Origin of the sequence: Serratia proteamaculans, from assembly GCF_946227095.1 — a bacterium.
Taxonomy (GTDB): Bacteria; Pseudomonadota; Gammaproteobacteria; order Enterobacterales; family Enterobacteriaceae; genus Serratia; species Serratia proteamaculans_E.
In genome coordinates, this window is record NZ_CAMISV010000009.1 from 76629 (window position 1) to 91199 (window position 14571).

Genomic DNA, 14571 nt, shown 5'->3' on the forward strand with positions numbered 1-14571 from the left:
CTGTATCGTTATGCGTATTACTCCAGAAAAAATAATCGCATTCACTATTCCATCCTTTTAGTTATATTCTTTGTTCTTATCGTACATACGGCATTTTTGCTGAATACCGACAATGTCTGGCTGTTCTGTGGAATGGTTATATACCTGCCTGTTTTCATTACTTGTTTTAAAGTCTCAACAATACGGGAAAGGATTTCGGGCCGATAATGAATAATTATCGCAGACGGTTGTGCGGGAAGACCTACGGCACAGATAGTTTTAATAAATCATATTTGGATGGATAAACGGAAATGCATTATTTGGGAAAAATGACGCTTATAGCACTCTTGAGCCTGTCAGGGATTAGCATGGCCGCAGAAAAGCTGGCTGCACCAGCTTTTACCCCCGAGCAGGAGGCCCGCATTGGTGAAGTCTCAAAAGGCTACCTGTTGGCACATCCGGAAGTTCTGCTTGAAGTTAGCCAAAAGCTGCAAGCTTTACAGCAAGAAAAAAGGGTACAGGACATGACAGCCGCTGTTATCCACAACCAGACGGCGTTGCTGATGGATGGTGGGTCACCGTCCGTCGGTTCGAAAACGGCGAAAGTCACTATTGTGGAGTTCTTTGACTATCAGTGCATCTACTGCGCGCGTCTGGCCCCTGAGGTGGAGAGGGCGATTAAGGCGAACCCGGATGTACGGTTTGTGTTTAAGGAGTGGCCAATATTCGGACAGCGCTGGGAAGCTTCCTCGCAGGCGGCCAGAGTGGGTCTGCAGATTTGGCAGCAGAAGGGAGCAGATGCTTACCTTGTCTATCATAACGCACTGTTTTCCACCGGACATAATGAGGGCAAACTGACTGTGGGCGATATCAGTGAGGCTGCGAAAGCCGCTGCGTTTGACTGGACGAAAGCCGCAGATGTGCAGGGGACGCTGGAAGAGACAAATGGCCTGGCGCAACTACTGGGTTTCACCGGGACACCTGCTCTGGTGGTTATGCCATCCACGGGAGCTGATATGCAGAACGTGATTGTCATTCCAGGTATGGCTGGAGCCGAAGTTTTGCAGGTGGCGATTGAGAAAGCCGGCAAGAGCTCGGCTCACTGATGGGCATGCGGTGTTTGCGGTAAGACAGTGACAATGCTGGTTTCTTGCCGCTATGCTGATATTTCACCGGGGTCTTAATAGAGACTATCTCCCTGAATTTAGCCGCATAGCGGAAGGCGTCTGGCCAAAGTAACGGCGAAATTGGGTACTGAATTGCCCGGGCGAACTAAAACCGCACTGCAGGGCAATGGCGGTCAGGGTGAGAGTTGTTTGGGTGACTTGCTGGCGGGCCCGTTCCAGGCGTCGTGATAAAACATATTGGTACGGCGGCAGGCCAAAGTGTTGCCGAAAGGCACGAGAAAAATGAAAAATGCTCAGGTCGGCAATTTTCGCCAGGGCCTGCAAGGTAATATTCTCACCCAGGTTATCTTCTATATAACTGGCCAGACGCTCGCGTACCGGCCGGGAAAGTATTTCACGGTGTTGCTGTTCAGGAATGGTCGCGTGCTGGTAACGTGCGGTTTCAGCCAACATGGCGATCATCAACGACGCGGCGTGCAGCTCGCTGTCACTTTGCTGCAGGCCAAGGCATAACTGTTTAAGCACCGGGTTACGCAGATTGGCCCCAGGTTCAATGATCAGGCCTGCTTTTCCACCAGGCATTAACTCAATCAGCTGTGGCGAAATCGAGATCGCGGTGTAGCTTAAGGTGCCTTCGGCATAGCTCATGGCGTCAAAATCGCACCCTGATGGAATGATATCGGCGACCTGGCCTATAACCCGTGTTGCCGACGTACGCTTTTGGTCGAACCAGACGTCCCCGTTGATGGTGGTGCTGCCATCGACCGAGTGATAACCGTCATAGACGATCAAGGTATGGGCTGGACGAACCAAACGTGCTTCATGGGGACCGCTGACCCGCACGCGATCGACCCGGCCATACTCCCAACAACGTGAAGAACGCTCTAGTTCTTTTTCATCGGTATAAACTAATCCGTCAGATTTCATCCTTCGCCTTTTCAATCAATGAAAGTAAATACCCTGCTATTTATTATGATTGTCTGCTCATTCAATAGCCTAATGCGGCGATTATGCCTATTTTATTTACCGTATTAACAAATAGTCTCTGCTGAGATGATATTACGCAATAAGAATAGTGTTAATTTTAATTTCTTGCTATTGGGGTAATCTGTCTCGGGTTATATAGATTACATGATGTAATTTCACATTTGATCGGCGCTGTATTTACAGCATTTTTTTAAACTATAATTTATCTGCTGTGTAGGTGGTCGTACTTGTCGGAGTTTTCTTGCGGTGAAGGGACATCCCTGGCTCGAGAGGATTTAGATGAACTTAATTCGCAACAATGAGGAAACGAATCATGCACCATAACGAGTTAAAACATGCCGCTGAACTGATGAAAAAGATGTTGGATAACTTTGTCAATAATCCGGAAAAGATCATCGACTTGTTTGCTGAGGATGCTGTTATTGAGTTTCCTTACGCGCCAGGTGAAGCCTACGGGTTCCCTAAAAGAGTTGAAGGTAGGGCAGCGATTTTAAAATATGCCAAGGGCTTGCAGTCCGCATTACGTGATTACAAAATTAACCCTTTAAGTGATTGGGGTTGTTACTCACTGAGTGGATCTAAAAAGTTTCTTTTCGAATACACCGGGGATGCATTTACCGTACCGGAAAACAAACCCTACCATCAGGATATTCATGCATTTGTAGAAGTCCATCATGGAAAAATAACGTATTTCGAAGAGTACTGGGACGGATTTTACGCGATGATGGTGTTTGGCGCGATAACCGTAAAATCAGCCTGATAATCTAACGTAATTACATTTCGCGCGTTATGTTTTAAATGGCGCGCAATATTCATGATAAATAGCAATAATCATAAAGCATAGCATGGCTATTTTCTTTTAAACCCCAACATATCTTCCCACCGTTAACAAAACAAACCAAAAGTAACATATTGGAAAACAGGCACGCATAATCAAAAATAAAACTAACCATTTAGGGTTAAATGGTGCCAGGAATAATTAAATTAAGAAGACATATTATGTTTATCAAATTATTTACACCTGGCAAGATTGGCAATCTCAGGTTAGCAAACCGGATGATTGTAACCTCTATTTCAACCCTGACGGCCACCGATGAAGGTTATGCCACTGAGCAACTGATGGCCTATTTAGCGCGTAAAGCCCAAGGGGGATGGGCGATGATCATCACGGAGTATTATGCCATCGCGCCACACGTCGGTTATTTCCCCCGGGCACTGGGGATTTGGAACGACGATCTGATAAAAAACCATACGGAATTGACACGACGTGTACATCAAGCCGGTGCAAAGATTGCGGCGCAAATATCCCATGCCGGCAGAGAAATCTATCATGGCCATCCAAGAGAAAATGCCGTCAGCTCCTCAGCGCTAAAAGACGTCTACGGTGAGTTTAAACCGAGAGAGATGACCATCCCGGAAATCAAAAAAATCGTTTCTCAATTTGGTGATACGGCCAGGAACCTTAAAAAGGCCAATTTTGACGCAGTAGAAATTTATGCTGCGCATGGCTTCCTTATTTCAAACTTTTTGTCTAAATACACCAATCATCGAACTGATGAGTATGGCGGTAGTTTGAGAGATCGCATGCGGTTTCTGGAAGAGATTGTTAAGGACGTCAGAGCTAAGGTTGGGGAGGATTTTCCGGTATTGGTCAGGTTATCCACCAAGGAGTTTGTCCCCGGTGGGCTATCAATCGCAGAAACCCGGGTGATCGTCAAAAGGATGGAAGAGCTCGGTATTGATGCCATCAATTGCTCTCAGGGCATTGTCACCGTCTCAAACAATATTGTTGAACCTTTCCAGGTGGGGAACGCGCCTTTCGTCGATATTGCCGAGGAAATTAAAAAAATAGTCAGTATTCCGGTGATCACCACCGGACGGATTAATGATGCCGACCTGGCTGAAACCACTCTGTTGTCAGGGAAGAGCGATTTTGTCGGCATGGCGCGTGCCTCCCTTGCGGATCCCGACCTGCCCAATAAGGTGTTGGCAGGGCGCTGGGATGAAATCCGTCACTGCATTGGCTGTAATCAGGGCTGCATTGGTAACAATGTCCGTGGGGAAATCTGTCGTTGCATGGTCAATCCAGAAATCAATCGTGAATATCAGCTGGATCTGACTAAAGCCGTCGATAAGAAGAAAGTTATGATTATTGGCGGCGGCATTGCCGGTTGTGAAGCTGCTATTACGGCCGCGCGAAAAGGGCACGACGTTACCCTGTATGAGAAATCAGGCCGATTGGGGGGAACCTGGTTAATCGCCAGTTTACCTTTATCTAAAGGCGAATTGGTGTCGCTGGTTAAATGGCAAATCAGTGAAATGAAACGCCTGAATATAACCATAAAGCTGAATTCAGCCCCTGAGGTGGAAGAGATTGTGGCGTTATCTCCGGATAAGGTGATTATTGCTACCGGTAGCCAACCCTTCTTGCCGCCGGTGAGCGGGATTGAGAGTCAGAGTGTTGTGCAGGCAAATAAGATATTAACCCAGGACGCGCCGTTTGGTGAGAATGTCGTGGTGATCGGCGGTGGCTCTGTGGGGGTAGAAACTGCCGAGTACATGGCCTTTTGCGGCAGTTCTATTACCATTGTGGAAATGCGCAATGAGATCCTCCCGGGCCTGGAACGAGAAACTAAAATTGGCCTCAAAGAAGCTATTCGTCATTACCGTATGGATGTGATCAAATCGGCAAAAGTGGTCGGTATTGGCGATGACTATGTTGCCATTGAGAAAAACGGGAAACAGATCAGGCTGGATGATGTTGATACCGTAGTGGTGGCAGCAGGTTCCCGTTCGGTCAACAAACTGGAAGCCCCGCTGCATGAGGCGGGGATTTTAACCCAGGTCATTGGCGATGCTAAGCAGGTGCGCAATGGCCTGGCGGCCATGCACGAAGGTTATCTTGCCGGCTATGGAGCATAAAGGCGGCTCCCGTTGTTGACGGGCATTAAGCAAACCGGCGGAGGCTGACTAGGCTGAAGCCGGTTGCAGCGTCGCCACTAAAAAATCCATCAGGCTGCGCAGCGCCAGCGACTTATGCCGCTGGTGCGGGTAGACCATAATAAAGGGCCGCGTGGCTCCACCATATTCCGTCAGGATCTCCACCAGTTCGCCGCTCGCCAGCAACTCTTCTACGGTAAAACGGTATGTCTGAAATACTCCCATACCATGTTTCGCCAGCGTCAGTCCGCCCAAAAAATCCCCATTACAGCTCGCGTTACCGCGTGTGGCGACATCGATCAATTTGTTGTTGTGTTTAAGCGTCCAGGGGGCGCTTTTACCGGTGCTGGGCAGTTCAAACTGAATGCAGTTATGTTGGGCCAGATCTTCCGGTTGTTTAGGTTCACCGGCCCGCGCCAGATAACCGGGGGCGGCAACCACCACCAACTCGGCATCTTCCAGCTTACGGGCAATCAGGTTTGAGTCAGCGGGGTGATAACCGCGGATTGCCAGATCGTATCCGCCATCCGTCAGGTCAACGTTGTAGTTGTTAAGGTTCAGCGCCAACTGAATTTTAGGGTAGCGTTGGCTAAAGGCCGCCAGGACCGGTAACAGCCGAAAATGAGCGTAAGGCGTGGGGATACTGATGCGTAGTAACCCAGCGGGTTCCAGTTGCTGGCCTTGGATCTGCCGCTCTGCATTGTCGATTAATGCTATCGCCTCCCGGCATTGCTCTGCAAAGCTTTTGCCTGCATCGGTCAGGTGAATATGACGAGTGGAACGGACAAACAGCCGGACACCCAGGCGATCTTCCAGCCGGGCAATAGAACGACTGACCGCCGCCGGCGTGATGCCTGACGACACGGCCGCCGCTGAAAAACTGCCCACCTCAGCGACCAGGCAAAATAGCTCGAGCGTGCCCAATTGAAGATCGTCAAATTTTCGCTGCAATCTGTTACTCCATGTAATAAGCCCTGTGTTCTTTACCTTATTTATCATTCCGCAGGGGGGAAGTACAGTAGGTTTCTCTTAAGTAGCACTGGATATTATCAAGGAGATAACTGATGACTATTTTGGGTTATGAAACTGGCGAAATCTTTGCCAAAGCAGCAATGACTTCCGATTTTGAATTAGTTGGCGATATTCCAAATCAGGTGCTGGTTGATCAAATGGAAATAGAACGCCGCAGCATGGATATTCGTCCTGGCATGAACCGTAAATACTCGCCACTGGGCTTCCATGCTGCTACCGGCGCGCAAATTAATGGCGGCCGATATTTGTTTGATACCTGGGAGAATGTTAGCGATTACGCTCGTTTTACCAGTAAAGAACTGGAGTTTGAACCTGGGGTTAAATTCTGGGACCGCGATATTTTTGGCCCGGTAGACCGCCATATCTGGAAGGTGATCGGTGCCCACGATTTCACCCCATTAGCGACCACTCACCATGTGAACCGCTTCGAGCGTTGGACATTCAATGGCGATAACCCAGAGCAACTGCTGAGCCGTATCTGGCCGACCCTACGCAAGCAGGCCGAAAAGCAGGGGCTGGCGGCGGTGTGGTTAATGTACCAGCCGGATGAGAAACAAATCGCCATTCTGAGCGTTGCCAGCAAGGTTGATGGCGACCAGCCGAGTGACGTTGCGACACGCTCAATAGATCGTCTGGCGTTGCTTCCCTCTGCGGAGCCACTGCTGCCATTAGAGCTTAATGTACAGAAAGTGTTTGATCGCACTACGCCGATCCTGACGATGTGGTTACCGCTGTCACGGCACTTACATGGCGAGCCTTCGGCTTACCCTATGTCACCTCCTTTTGCCCAACCCCAGGTTGCACCACAGCGCGTGTAACCGAGACTGCTGCTTTGCGAGCTTCTCGCAAGGCCCAGCGTTAATCAGGGCCGCTGGTTGGTCAGCGGCCTGTAATTTTTCAGTATTACTGCTTCAGCGGTCAGGTTGTTATCCCCGGCAGAGTAGTCCTGATGATATTTGATAAGTAAGGAAATAGTATGTTTGCTAAAAAAACAGTATTGATCACTGGTGCATCCTCAGGACTGGGGAAAGCGATGGCAGAGCACTTTCTGGCTAAGGGCGCCAATGTTGTGATTAACGGTCGGACCGCGTCGAAACTAGAAAAGTTTCTGGCTGAACACCCTGCCGATAAAGATCGCATTGCATTGGCGCCCGGAGATATTAGTCTGAAAACCACCAGTGATAATATGGCCCGGGTGGCGATGGAAAAATTCGGTACGATAGATGTGCTGATCAATAATGCCGGTATCTTTGTTCCCAAGCCTTTCCTGGACGAAACCGAAGAGAATTTGGATCGTTATTACGCCAGTGGTGTAAAAGGACCTTACTTTGCGTCACAGGCGGTGATCCCTACCATGATCAAGCAAGGCGGCGGTTCTATCATTAATATCGGTTCAATGTGGGTAGAGCACCCGCTTGAAGCGACGCCGAGCTCCGCCTCACAGGTGGCCAAAGGGGGCATGCACACGCTGACCCGCCATCTGGCGATCGAGTTTGCCAAAGACAATATCCGGGTTAACACCATTGCACCGGGCGTGATCGAAACCCCGCTGTACGATGAACTGATGGATAAAGAGGCCTTCCGCGCGTTGGCGAACCTGCACCCATTACGCAAACTGGGTAAAATATCCGACATTGTCGCCTGGGCCGATATGCTGGCTGGCGAAGGTAGCCGGTTTGTGACCGGGCAAACCCTGCTTGTTGACGGCGGTATCACCGCGGGTAACCATGTCATTTAAGTTCGAAAATTTTCAGTTGTTTGAAAACGGTGCGGCCATGGCCTATTAGGCATGGCCAGATCAGCACCCCGGCGGGAATACCATGGCTGGCTGTTCTCTCCTGTCAGGGTGACTTTATATAATGGGAGCTTTATTGCTGCAGTCTCTTAAATAAAAAACAGATTGAGTTATTACTTGTGTTAATAATTGCCATTTGATTTATTCATAAATGAACAATAAGCGATCCATCTAATTAATTGTTAGCGATTAATAAAACCTTTTCTATAATTTGTTATCATGTTTTCGTGAGTGACAAATACTATGAAAAGCGTTTTCTTTACCCGGAAGCTATGCATTACCCCAGATCTTCAAGTGGCTGAATTAAAAGACCATGCGAATGGTTTTCTGCGCTATAACAATATCAACGATCTGGCACACAGCGGCCCCGAGGCCATTACATGGTTCTTGAACCGCGCAAATGCGTTGTTCAAGCGCAATTATCCCACAGCGTCGCCGACAGACTCATTGCAACTGTCTTATCTGTCGGTTTTTTGCCGTGCGGAGCATGAGACCGATAACCAGGCGTTACCGGTATATGATTTTCTGAAGGTCGATATCCAACCCAGCGGCAAAAGTGGCTACGGCGTGATGTTTTCTTCACAAATGCGGGAGTATTATCGTGATCGGCTAGAGAACGGTATGGATACTTCAAAAATCCCGGTCGATCAGACGCTATTCAAATGTATCTTTAAAAAAGACTCACCTGATACCGGTGTGCTGGAAAGCTACCCGGTGATCATGATCCCCCGTAGTGCCAACGAGCATGCCCCTTCGTTAACGCATATTTATCTCAGTAGTCTGGGGTTGGACTCCACACATTTCCAACCGCCTTCGTCGGCCCATCCTTTCCGGTTTTACTTCAAACAGGAACTCGCGACGCAAGATGCCGAAATAGTCGCGGCGATCGCGGCCTGTGGGCAGGCGATGTTTGAAATTGTGCGTCCACACCTTTACCCATTGGAGCAGCAGGATATGCCGCGTTTTGACATGGCACACCTGACGGACATCAAGTGGGAACAACACAAAACAGCACGCAAGTGGGTGGCCGATCATCAGCCTTGTGTCGATGCACTAATGGCGTTGCACGGTATGGCATGGGCAGATATACCGGCTGATGACTGATAATATCTCTATTCTCATCAGATTTAAGCCATTCGGTATAGATGACCGTCCCCATTGGTGTGCTTAATCTGCGCCGCCAGATGCTGTGGATAGCCTTTGGCGGTAATTCTAGTTATTTCATAAATGGTTATTTATCTAATTTTCTTTCTTGGGGTTTTATACTCTGGCTATGAGTCTGTTTGCTCTATATTTTTGGTTTAATGGCGAAGAGTTTAAATAACCGCGACCTCTTACCGCTTCGTTTTAATATTAAATTATACCCAGGCTCACACTGCCGGATAGGCTAAGCTGAATTTTTGGGGGGTTATCCGGAGGCTTCTACATGCATATTATCTTTTCTGATGTTATTTTACGGCAAACCGGATTTTGTCGGGCAGGAGTTGATCATCCTGCCCACAACGATGACTAATCTGCGCCGTTCAAACACTCTTTCTGAATGCTGCACCGGCTAAAAACATACTTACCGCATTGCTGACCATTTCCTTGATGCGTGACAGACCGACAGGCTGCAATTCGCGCTGGAACACCCGCATATCAATCTCTGCAGTGAGCAATGAGAGGAACTGTGTCGCTTTGAGATATGGATCGGCCAGCCGCAGCTCCTGACGATCCATCGCCGCAGACATCAACACCGAGAGTCTTTCCACACTCTCACGCGGGCCCGCCTCGTAAAACAGTGTGCCAATGTCAGAATGTCCAGACTCGGCAACGACCATGCGGTACACCGCCATCGCGCTGTTATCGTTGGTTAATATCAACAACATCTGTTCGCCGAAGCGTATCAGTGTTTGCTCCAACGTTTCCTTGTCTCGATTGTCATTGATCAACTCAGTGGCGGCTTCGGACAGGTGCTGAGTGGCATATTGACGAACCACAGCGGTAAACAATTCCTCCTTGGAAGGGAAATAGCCGTAAAGCGTCGCTTTTGAGCCGCCGACGCGTTTCGCCAGTTCGTTCATCGACGCCCGCTCATAACCCATTTCCTGAAATAGCGCTGCTGCCTCTTCCACAATGGCATCACGGCGCTGGTTGGTCCGTACTTTCATCATCTCTCCTGTCAGAAACCGGGAAATTACGCCAAGAAAGACATCTTCTTGACAACCGAAGAGTATCAATGCAAAACTCAACTGTACAGTTTTGTTTTGGCGCTTATTTGTACACATCCATCGGTTGGAGCCGTCAACTACAACGCTGTACAGACTGTAATAGTCGCATATTCGGGCGTACACAGCGGGCGAATGTTACCGCTGAAACAGCACGTTCTGACCGATGTTGATGGCGTTATCTTCTACAGGATCACCTAAATGTTCTCATACCTCAAGGTTTCTCGCCCGGCAGTGTTGGCACTTGCCATAGCGTTAGTAGGCTGCGCCGGGACCCCACCGACGCGCTACGCCAGTATTGATTCGTCAGCTCAATTAAAGCCAAACACTGACGATCAATCTGACCGTATTCCTTACCGTTATTCCACACCGGTGGACTGGAAAAAATACTCCAACATCATCATTGAGCCAGTTACCGTCTATCAGGGGGTAGACAACCAGTTTGGCGATATCTCAGACGAAGACCGTAAAGCGCTGGCGGACTACATGCACAGCAAGTTCAGCGAGGCATTGCGTCCACGCTTTCGTGAAGTCAGCGTACCGACCCCCGGCACCATCCGGCTGAAATTGACTCTGACCGGGGCAGACACAACCACGCCGTTTGTCGGCACCTTCACCAAGTTTGACCTGGCGGGTGGGCCTTACAACATCGTGCAGTCCATACGTGGCAAAGAAGGGATGCTCAGCGGATCGGTAAATTATGCCGTCGAAATTTATGACGCTTCCAGCCAGCAGTTACTCAATGCCTATGTCGCCAAGCAGTATCCGAACGCCATGAATGTTGGTGCCAGCATCGGATCCTTGAGTGCTGCAGAAGTAGGGATCGATAAGGGTGCTGAAGAGCTGACGGAAATCATAAAGTAACGGCAATAAGGGGCGAAAAAGTCAGCCACCACCAGGGGAAAACAGACGGCCAGATAGCGTCTGATAATAGAAACAGAGCTGGTAACCGGCGTTAAAAGTCGGTTATCGGCTTTCACTCCTTATCTGGAGTCTTGCTCCCATTAACATGATGAAAGCTTTACCTCATTGGGTGGTATGTCAGCACTGCGACAGCCTGTATCGGTACCGGCCACTCATGGCGGGGGATGAGGCGCGTTGCACGCGTTGCCGCAGCACTCTTTACCGAACTGAGCAGGTTAACACCGAACGGATGTTGGCGCTGGCACTGACTACCGGCGTTACCTTTGTAATGGCTAATGTTTTTCCGGTGATCAGCGTTAGTTTCCATGCGGTGCAAAATGTTGCCACTATTTGGCAGACCGCTGTCGCATTGGGTAATGACGGTACGATGCTGCCGCTGGCGGCATGCATGGTGTTTTTATTGATTGTGGCCCCTTTTCTGCAAATCACGGCGTTCGGTTGGGTGATGATATTTGCCCACACGGGCCGCTGTGCACCGGGTTTTATCACTGCCATCAGGTTGCTGAAATGGTTGCGGCCCTGGAGCATGATTGAGGTCGGCATGCTGGGTTTTCTGGTCGCGGCGATCAAACTATCCGGTTTTTTGCAGGTGGTTCCCGGTCCTGGTTGCTGGGCTATGGCGGTCTTAATGTTGCTGATAGTCATTATCGGCAGCCAGGATCTTCAACCTCTGTGGCGGCTGATGCCGATAACACCTGATGCGGGGGCTGAGGATCATGAATAGGCCACTCTATGCGCGGCAAATGAATGTAGTCGGTTGCCCGACTTGCAGATTAGTGTGCCGTAGTTTGCCCCGTTGCCCGCGTTGTCACACCCGACTGCATTACCGGCGGCCCAATAGTCTGGCACGCTCATGGGCTTTGCTGCTTGCCGCTCTCATCCTTTATATCCCGGCTAACCTGCTGCCGGTGATGTACACCAGCCTGTTCGGTAACGGCAGTGAAAGCACCATCATGGCCGGGGTGATCGACTTCTGGCATGGCGGTTCATACGGTATTGCCGTGCTGATCTTCACTGCCAGCGTGGTTATCCCTTGTATGAAATTTTTGACTATTGGCCTGCTGCTGGTTGCCTCTCGACACCAAAATACCTGGGCAATGCACGAAAGGGCAAAGTTGTACCGGATGACTGAAGGGATCGGTTATTGGTCAATGTTGGACGTGGTAGTGGTAGCGGCGGTATCTGCTCTGGTGCAGTTCCAAGCGTTGAGTGAGGTTGAACCGCGCAGCGGCATTCTTTTTTTTGGCCTGGTGGTCATCCTGACCATGTTGTCTGCCATGGCCTATGACCCCCGGCTGATCTGGGAAGGTGATAACAATTGAACCCGATACATCAACACCCCGGTGAGCCGGAAATGACTCGCCGTCATCGGTTTTCGTTGATTTGGCTGGTGCCAGCAGTTGCACTGCTGATTGGCGTTTCGATGCTGGTCCATACCTGGCTCTCCACCGGCCCGGAGATCACTATTACCTTTCAGACGGCCAGTGGCCTCGAGCCTGGTAAAACGGCGGTGAAATATAAAGACGTGACGGTGGGTACTGTCAAAGACATCAGGCTGCATGGCGATGATTCGCAGGTTTTAGTTACCGTTAGCTTCAACAAGAGTGCCGAAGACCTGGCCCGAGCCGACAGCCGTTTTTGGGTGGTACGCCCGCGTGTCGGTATCGAAGGGGTTACCGGCATCGATACCCTGTTGTCAGGTGCTTATATCGGTGTGGACAAGGGGAGTTCACCTCATGCCGGCAGCACCTTCGCCGGTTTGGAGTCCCCACCGGCGATTATCAACAATATGCCAGGCTCCCGCTTTGTGGTGAAGACCGATGACTTAGGTTCATTGGATATCGGTTCACCGGTCTACTATCGGCGAGTGCAAGTAGGGCGAGTTGCGTCTTATCAATTGAACGAGAACGGTAAGAGCGTCAGCCTGCAGATTTTTATTGATGCCCCCTACGATCACCTGGTGACGTCGAACTCACGTTTTTGGAATGCCAGTGGGCTGGATCTTTCCGTCGGTGCCAACGGCTTCCGGCTTAGAACGCAAACGGTCGCCGCCATCATGGCTGGTGGGATCGCCTTTGTGACTCCTGAAACCACCGCAGAGACGCCCTCTGTCAGTACGACGAGCGAATATGCCCTAGCGAAAGATCAGGAGTCCGCGCTGGCTGCGCCTGATGGCCCACCGATCCGGTTCAAATTGCGCTTTGAGCGTTCATTACATGGCCTGGAAGTGGGGGCGGCGGTTGAGTTTTCCAGCATTAAAATTGGCCGGGTAGTCTCGGTCGATCTGGATTACAGCCCAAAAGGCTACCGCTTTCCTTCCGTGGTTGGCATCGAGGTTTACCCTAATAGGCTGGGTAATGTCCTGAGCAAATTGCCGAAGCCAACTCAGGGACTGGAGCAAGAAACGGCGGCGTTTACCCGTGATCTGGTCGAGCATGGCCTGCGGGCACAAGCTACACCAAGTAATCTACTCACTGGACAGCTCTATATTTCGCTGGATTTTATGCCTAACGCGACAAAGGTGCCATTTGATATTCACGCTCGTCCTCTAATGCTGCCGACCATCAACGGGGGGTTAGACCGGTTGCAGGAGCAGATCGCCAGCATCGTCAACAAGGTTGATAAAATGCCACTGGAGTCGATAGCGCAGAACTTGAACGCCACGCTGGCCGGGGTAGATAAAACCCTCAAACAGGTTAATGGACAAACATTACCTGCGGCGAACCAGCTGCTCAGGCAGATGAATCAGACGGCCCAGACCGCACAGGATTTGTTGGCGGAAGATTCACCGTTGCTACTGACATTTAGCCAGTCCTTACAGGAAGCCCTACGTGCGATGCGAGCAGTACGTAACCTGGCTGATCAGCTTGATCGTCACCCTGAGTCGCTGTTGCAAGGTCGTTCTGAGGATCCGTCTCTGCCCAACGAAGGCAGCTATTATTCTTCCCAGCCAGGTACGAAAAAATGATCTCACTGTCACGGTTTTGTTTTCTAACGCTGATGGTTTCGCTGTCCGCCTGTTCCTCCCCATCGGTGCATTATCATACGCTGGTGGCGCCCATCGCTGAGGTGCCAACACCGGTGCAGCCGGCGCCGTTTCTCATTGCGGTATTGCCAGTCGGCATTCCGTCACAGATTGATGTGCCGCAATTGGTGGTTCGGCAGGGGGATAGCGGTGCCAGGGTGCTGGATAATGAACGCTGGTTAAGCCCGCTTGGCGACGAAATTCGGACGGCACTTTCTGTCGGGTTGATGCAACGCCTCGGCACGCAGGATGTTGCCGGTTTAGCCAAAACGGAGGAAACCCCGACGATCAAAATACAGCTCCAGGTACGGCGATTTGATACCTGGCCTGGACGCGTAGTCGAGTTCGACGTGGGGTGGAGCCTAAGTTCACAGGGCAAACGGCTGGTGTGCAGCAGTCGTTTTTCCCAGGCCACAGAGCCAGGCTACACCGCCATGCTACAGGCCCAGCAACAAATCATAGCCGGCCTGGCGACTCAGATTGCAGCCACTGCGCGACAATGGTCGCTTGATGACCAGAGTCGCTGTATTTCCGAACGATAAGATAAATCTGCTA

The 14571-nt window shown here is 50.4% G+C and carries 14 protein-coding genes; 11 read left to right on the forward strand and 3 right to left on the reverse strand.

Annotated elements, in window-relative coordinates:
* The first annotated feature begins 290 nt into the window (after window positions 1-290).
* Window positions 291-1085, forward strand: a complete 795-nt coding sequence (locus tag OC597_RS18095) for a DsbA family protein (RefSeq protein WP_410071724.1) — start codon at window positions 291-293, stop codon at window positions 1083-1085.
* Between the two features lie 84 nt (window positions 1086-1169).
* Here the strand turns inward: OC597_RS18095 and OC597_RS18100 are convergent, their stop codons facing one another.
* Window positions 1170-2033 (reverse strand): helix-turn-helix domain-containing protein, encoded by an 864-nt coding sequence (locus OC597_RS18100; RefSeq protein WP_262209879.1) that lies wholly within the window; start codon window positions 2031-2033, stop codon window positions 1170-1172.
* Window positions 2034-2406: 373 nt separating this feature from the next.
* Here OC597_RS18100 and OC597_RS18105 point away from each other — a divergent pair, with 373 nt between their 5' ends.
* Together OC597_RS18105 and OC597_RS18110 are read left to right on the forward strand one after the other, a co-directional pair.
* A complete protein-coding gene (locus OC597_RS18105; RefSeq protein ID WP_261285848.1) occupies window positions 2407-2853 on the forward strand; it encodes a nuclear transport factor 2 family protein in 447 nt (148 codons plus the stop codon).
* Between the two features lie 239 nt (window positions 2854-3092).
* The gene (locus OC597_RS18110; RefSeq protein ID WP_262209881.1) at window positions 3093-5015 is read left to right on the forward strand and encodes an FAD-dependent oxidoreductase; all 1923 of its coding nucleotides are present in this window, start codon (window positions 3093-3095) and stop codon (window positions 5013-5015) included.
* A 48-nt stretch (window positions 5016-5063) separates the two neighbouring features.
* Here OC597_RS18110 and OC597_RS18115 read toward each other — a convergent pair whose 3' ends face one another.
* Entirely contained in the window at window positions 5064-5984 is a 921-nt protein-coding gene (locus OC597_RS18115) for a LysR family transcriptional regulator (RefSeq protein ID WP_262209882.1), read from the reverse strand.
* A 113-nt stretch (window positions 5985-6097) separates the two neighbouring features.
* Between OC597_RS18115 and OC597_RS18120 the strand changes: the two genes are divergently transcribed.
* The 3 genes from OC597_RS18120 (at window position 6098) to OC597_RS18130 (ending at window position 8964) form a co-directional block, all read left to right on the forward strand.
* Window positions 6098-6883: a hypothetical protein gene (locus OC597_RS18120; protein ID WP_261463662.1), complete on the forward strand. Its 786-nt coding sequence runs from the start codon at window positions 6098-6100 to the stop codon at window positions 6881-6883.
* Between the two features lie 158 nt (window positions 6884-7041).
* A complete protein-coding gene (locus OC597_RS18125) occupies window positions 7042-7803 on the forward strand; it encodes an SDR family NAD(P)-dependent oxidoreductase (protein WP_099063450.1) in 762 nt (253 codons plus the stop codon).
* A 300-nt stretch (window positions 7804-8103) separates the two neighbouring features.
* Complete coding sequence (locus OC597_RS18130) at window positions 8104-8964, forward strand: hypothetical protein (protein ID WP_262209884.1); 861 nt, start codon at window positions 8104-8106, stop codon at window positions 8962-8964.
* Window positions 8965-9383: 419 nt separating this feature from the next.
* Here the strand turns inward: OC597_RS18130 and OC597_RS18135 are convergent, their stop codons facing one another.
* Entirely contained in the window at window positions 9384-10010 is a 627-nt protein-coding gene (locus OC597_RS18135) for a TetR/AcrR family transcriptional regulator (RefSeq protein ID WP_261260217.1), read from the reverse strand.
* A 258-nt stretch (window positions 10011-10268) separates the two neighbouring features.
* Between OC597_RS18135 and OC597_RS18140 the strand changes: the two genes are divergently transcribed.
* The 5 genes from OC597_RS18140 (at window position 10269) to OC597_RS18160 (ending at window position 14558) form a co-directional block, all read left to right on the forward strand.
* On the forward strand, window positions 10269-10931 hold the full coding sequence (locus tag OC597_RS18140; protein ID WP_262209886.1) for a DUF3313 domain-containing protein: 663 nt from the start codon (window positions 10269-10271) through the stop codon (window positions 10929-10931).
* Window positions 10932-11079: 148 nt separating this feature from the next.
* Complete coding sequence (locus OC597_RS18145) at window positions 11080-11715, forward strand: paraquat-inducible protein A (RefSeq protein ID WP_261260232.1); 636 nt, start codon at window positions 11080-11082, stop codon at window positions 11713-11715.
* Window positions 11708-12313: a paraquat-inducible protein A gene (locus tag OC597_RS18150; protein WP_261260215.1), complete on the forward strand. Its 606-nt coding sequence runs from the start codon at window positions 11708-11710 to the stop codon at window positions 12311-12313. The genes OC597_RS18145 and OC597_RS18150 overlap by 8 nt, the downstream gene beginning before the upstream one ends.
* Entirely contained in the window at window positions 12310-13959 is a 1650-nt protein-coding gene (locus tag OC597_RS18155) for a PqiB family protein (protein WP_262209888.1), read from the forward strand. Before OC597_RS18150 ends, OC597_RS18155 begins: the two co-directional genes overlap by 4 nt.
* The gene (locus tag OC597_RS18160) at window positions 13956-14558 is read left to right on the forward strand and encodes a PqiC family protein (protein ID WP_262209889.1); all 603 of its coding nucleotides are present in this window, start codon (window positions 13956-13958) and stop codon (window positions 14556-14558) included. The genes OC597_RS18155 and OC597_RS18160 overlap by 4 nt, the downstream gene beginning before the upstream one ends.
* Window positions 14559-14571: the final 13 nt, after the last annotated feature.

What these genes read in the sequence shown, in the direction of transcription:
- OC597_RS18095 (WP_410071724.1), top strand. Translation starts at nt 291, where the DNA reads ATGCATTATTTGGGAAAAATGACGCTTATAGCACTCTTGAGCCTGTCA.
- OC597_RS18100 (WP_262209879.1), bottom strand. Translation starts at nt 2,033, where the DNA reads ATGAAATCTGACGGATTAGTTTATACCGATGAAAAAGAACTAGAGCGT.
- OC597_RS18105 (WP_261285848.1), top strand. Translation starts at nt 2,407, where the DNA reads ATGCACCATAACGAGTTAAAACATGCCGCTGAACTGATGAAAAAGATG.
- OC597_RS18110 (WP_262209881.1), top strand. Translation starts at nt 3,093, where the DNA reads ATGTTTATCAAATTATTTACACCTGGCAAGATTGGCAATCTCAGGTTA.
- OC597_RS18120 (WP_261463662.1), top strand. Translation starts at nt 6,098, where the DNA reads ATGACTATTTTGGGTTATGAAACTGGCGAAATCTTTGCCAAAGCAGCA.
- OC597_RS18125 (WP_099063450.1), top strand. Translation starts at nt 7,042, where the DNA reads ATGTTTGCTAAAAAAACAGTATTGATCACTGGTGCATCCTCAGGACTG.
- OC597_RS18130 (WP_262209884.1), top strand. Translation starts at nt 8,104, where the DNA reads ATGAAAAGCGTTTTCTTTACCCGGAAGCTATGCATTACCCCAGATCTT.
- OC597_RS18135 (WP_261260217.1), bottom strand. Translation starts at nt 10,010, where the DNA reads ATGAAAGTACGGACCAACCAGCGCCGTGATGCCATTGTGGAAGAGGCA.
- OC597_RS18140 (WP_262209886.1), top strand. Translation starts at nt 10,269, where the DNA reads ATGTTCTCATACCTCAAGGTTTCTCGCCCGGCAGTGTTGGCACTTGCC.
- OC597_RS18145 (WP_261260232.1), top strand. Translation starts at nt 11,080, where the DNA reads ATGAAAGCTTTACCTCATTGGGTGGTATGTCAGCACTGCGACAGCCTG.
- OC597_RS18150 (WP_261260215.1), top strand. Translation starts at nt 11,708, where the DNA reads ATGAATAGGCCACTCTATGCGCGGCAAATGAATGTAGTCGGTTGCCCG.
- OC597_RS18160 (WP_262209889.1), top strand. Translation starts at nt 13,956, where the DNA reads ATGATCTCACTGTCACGGTTTTGTTTTCTAACGCTGATGGTTTCGCTG.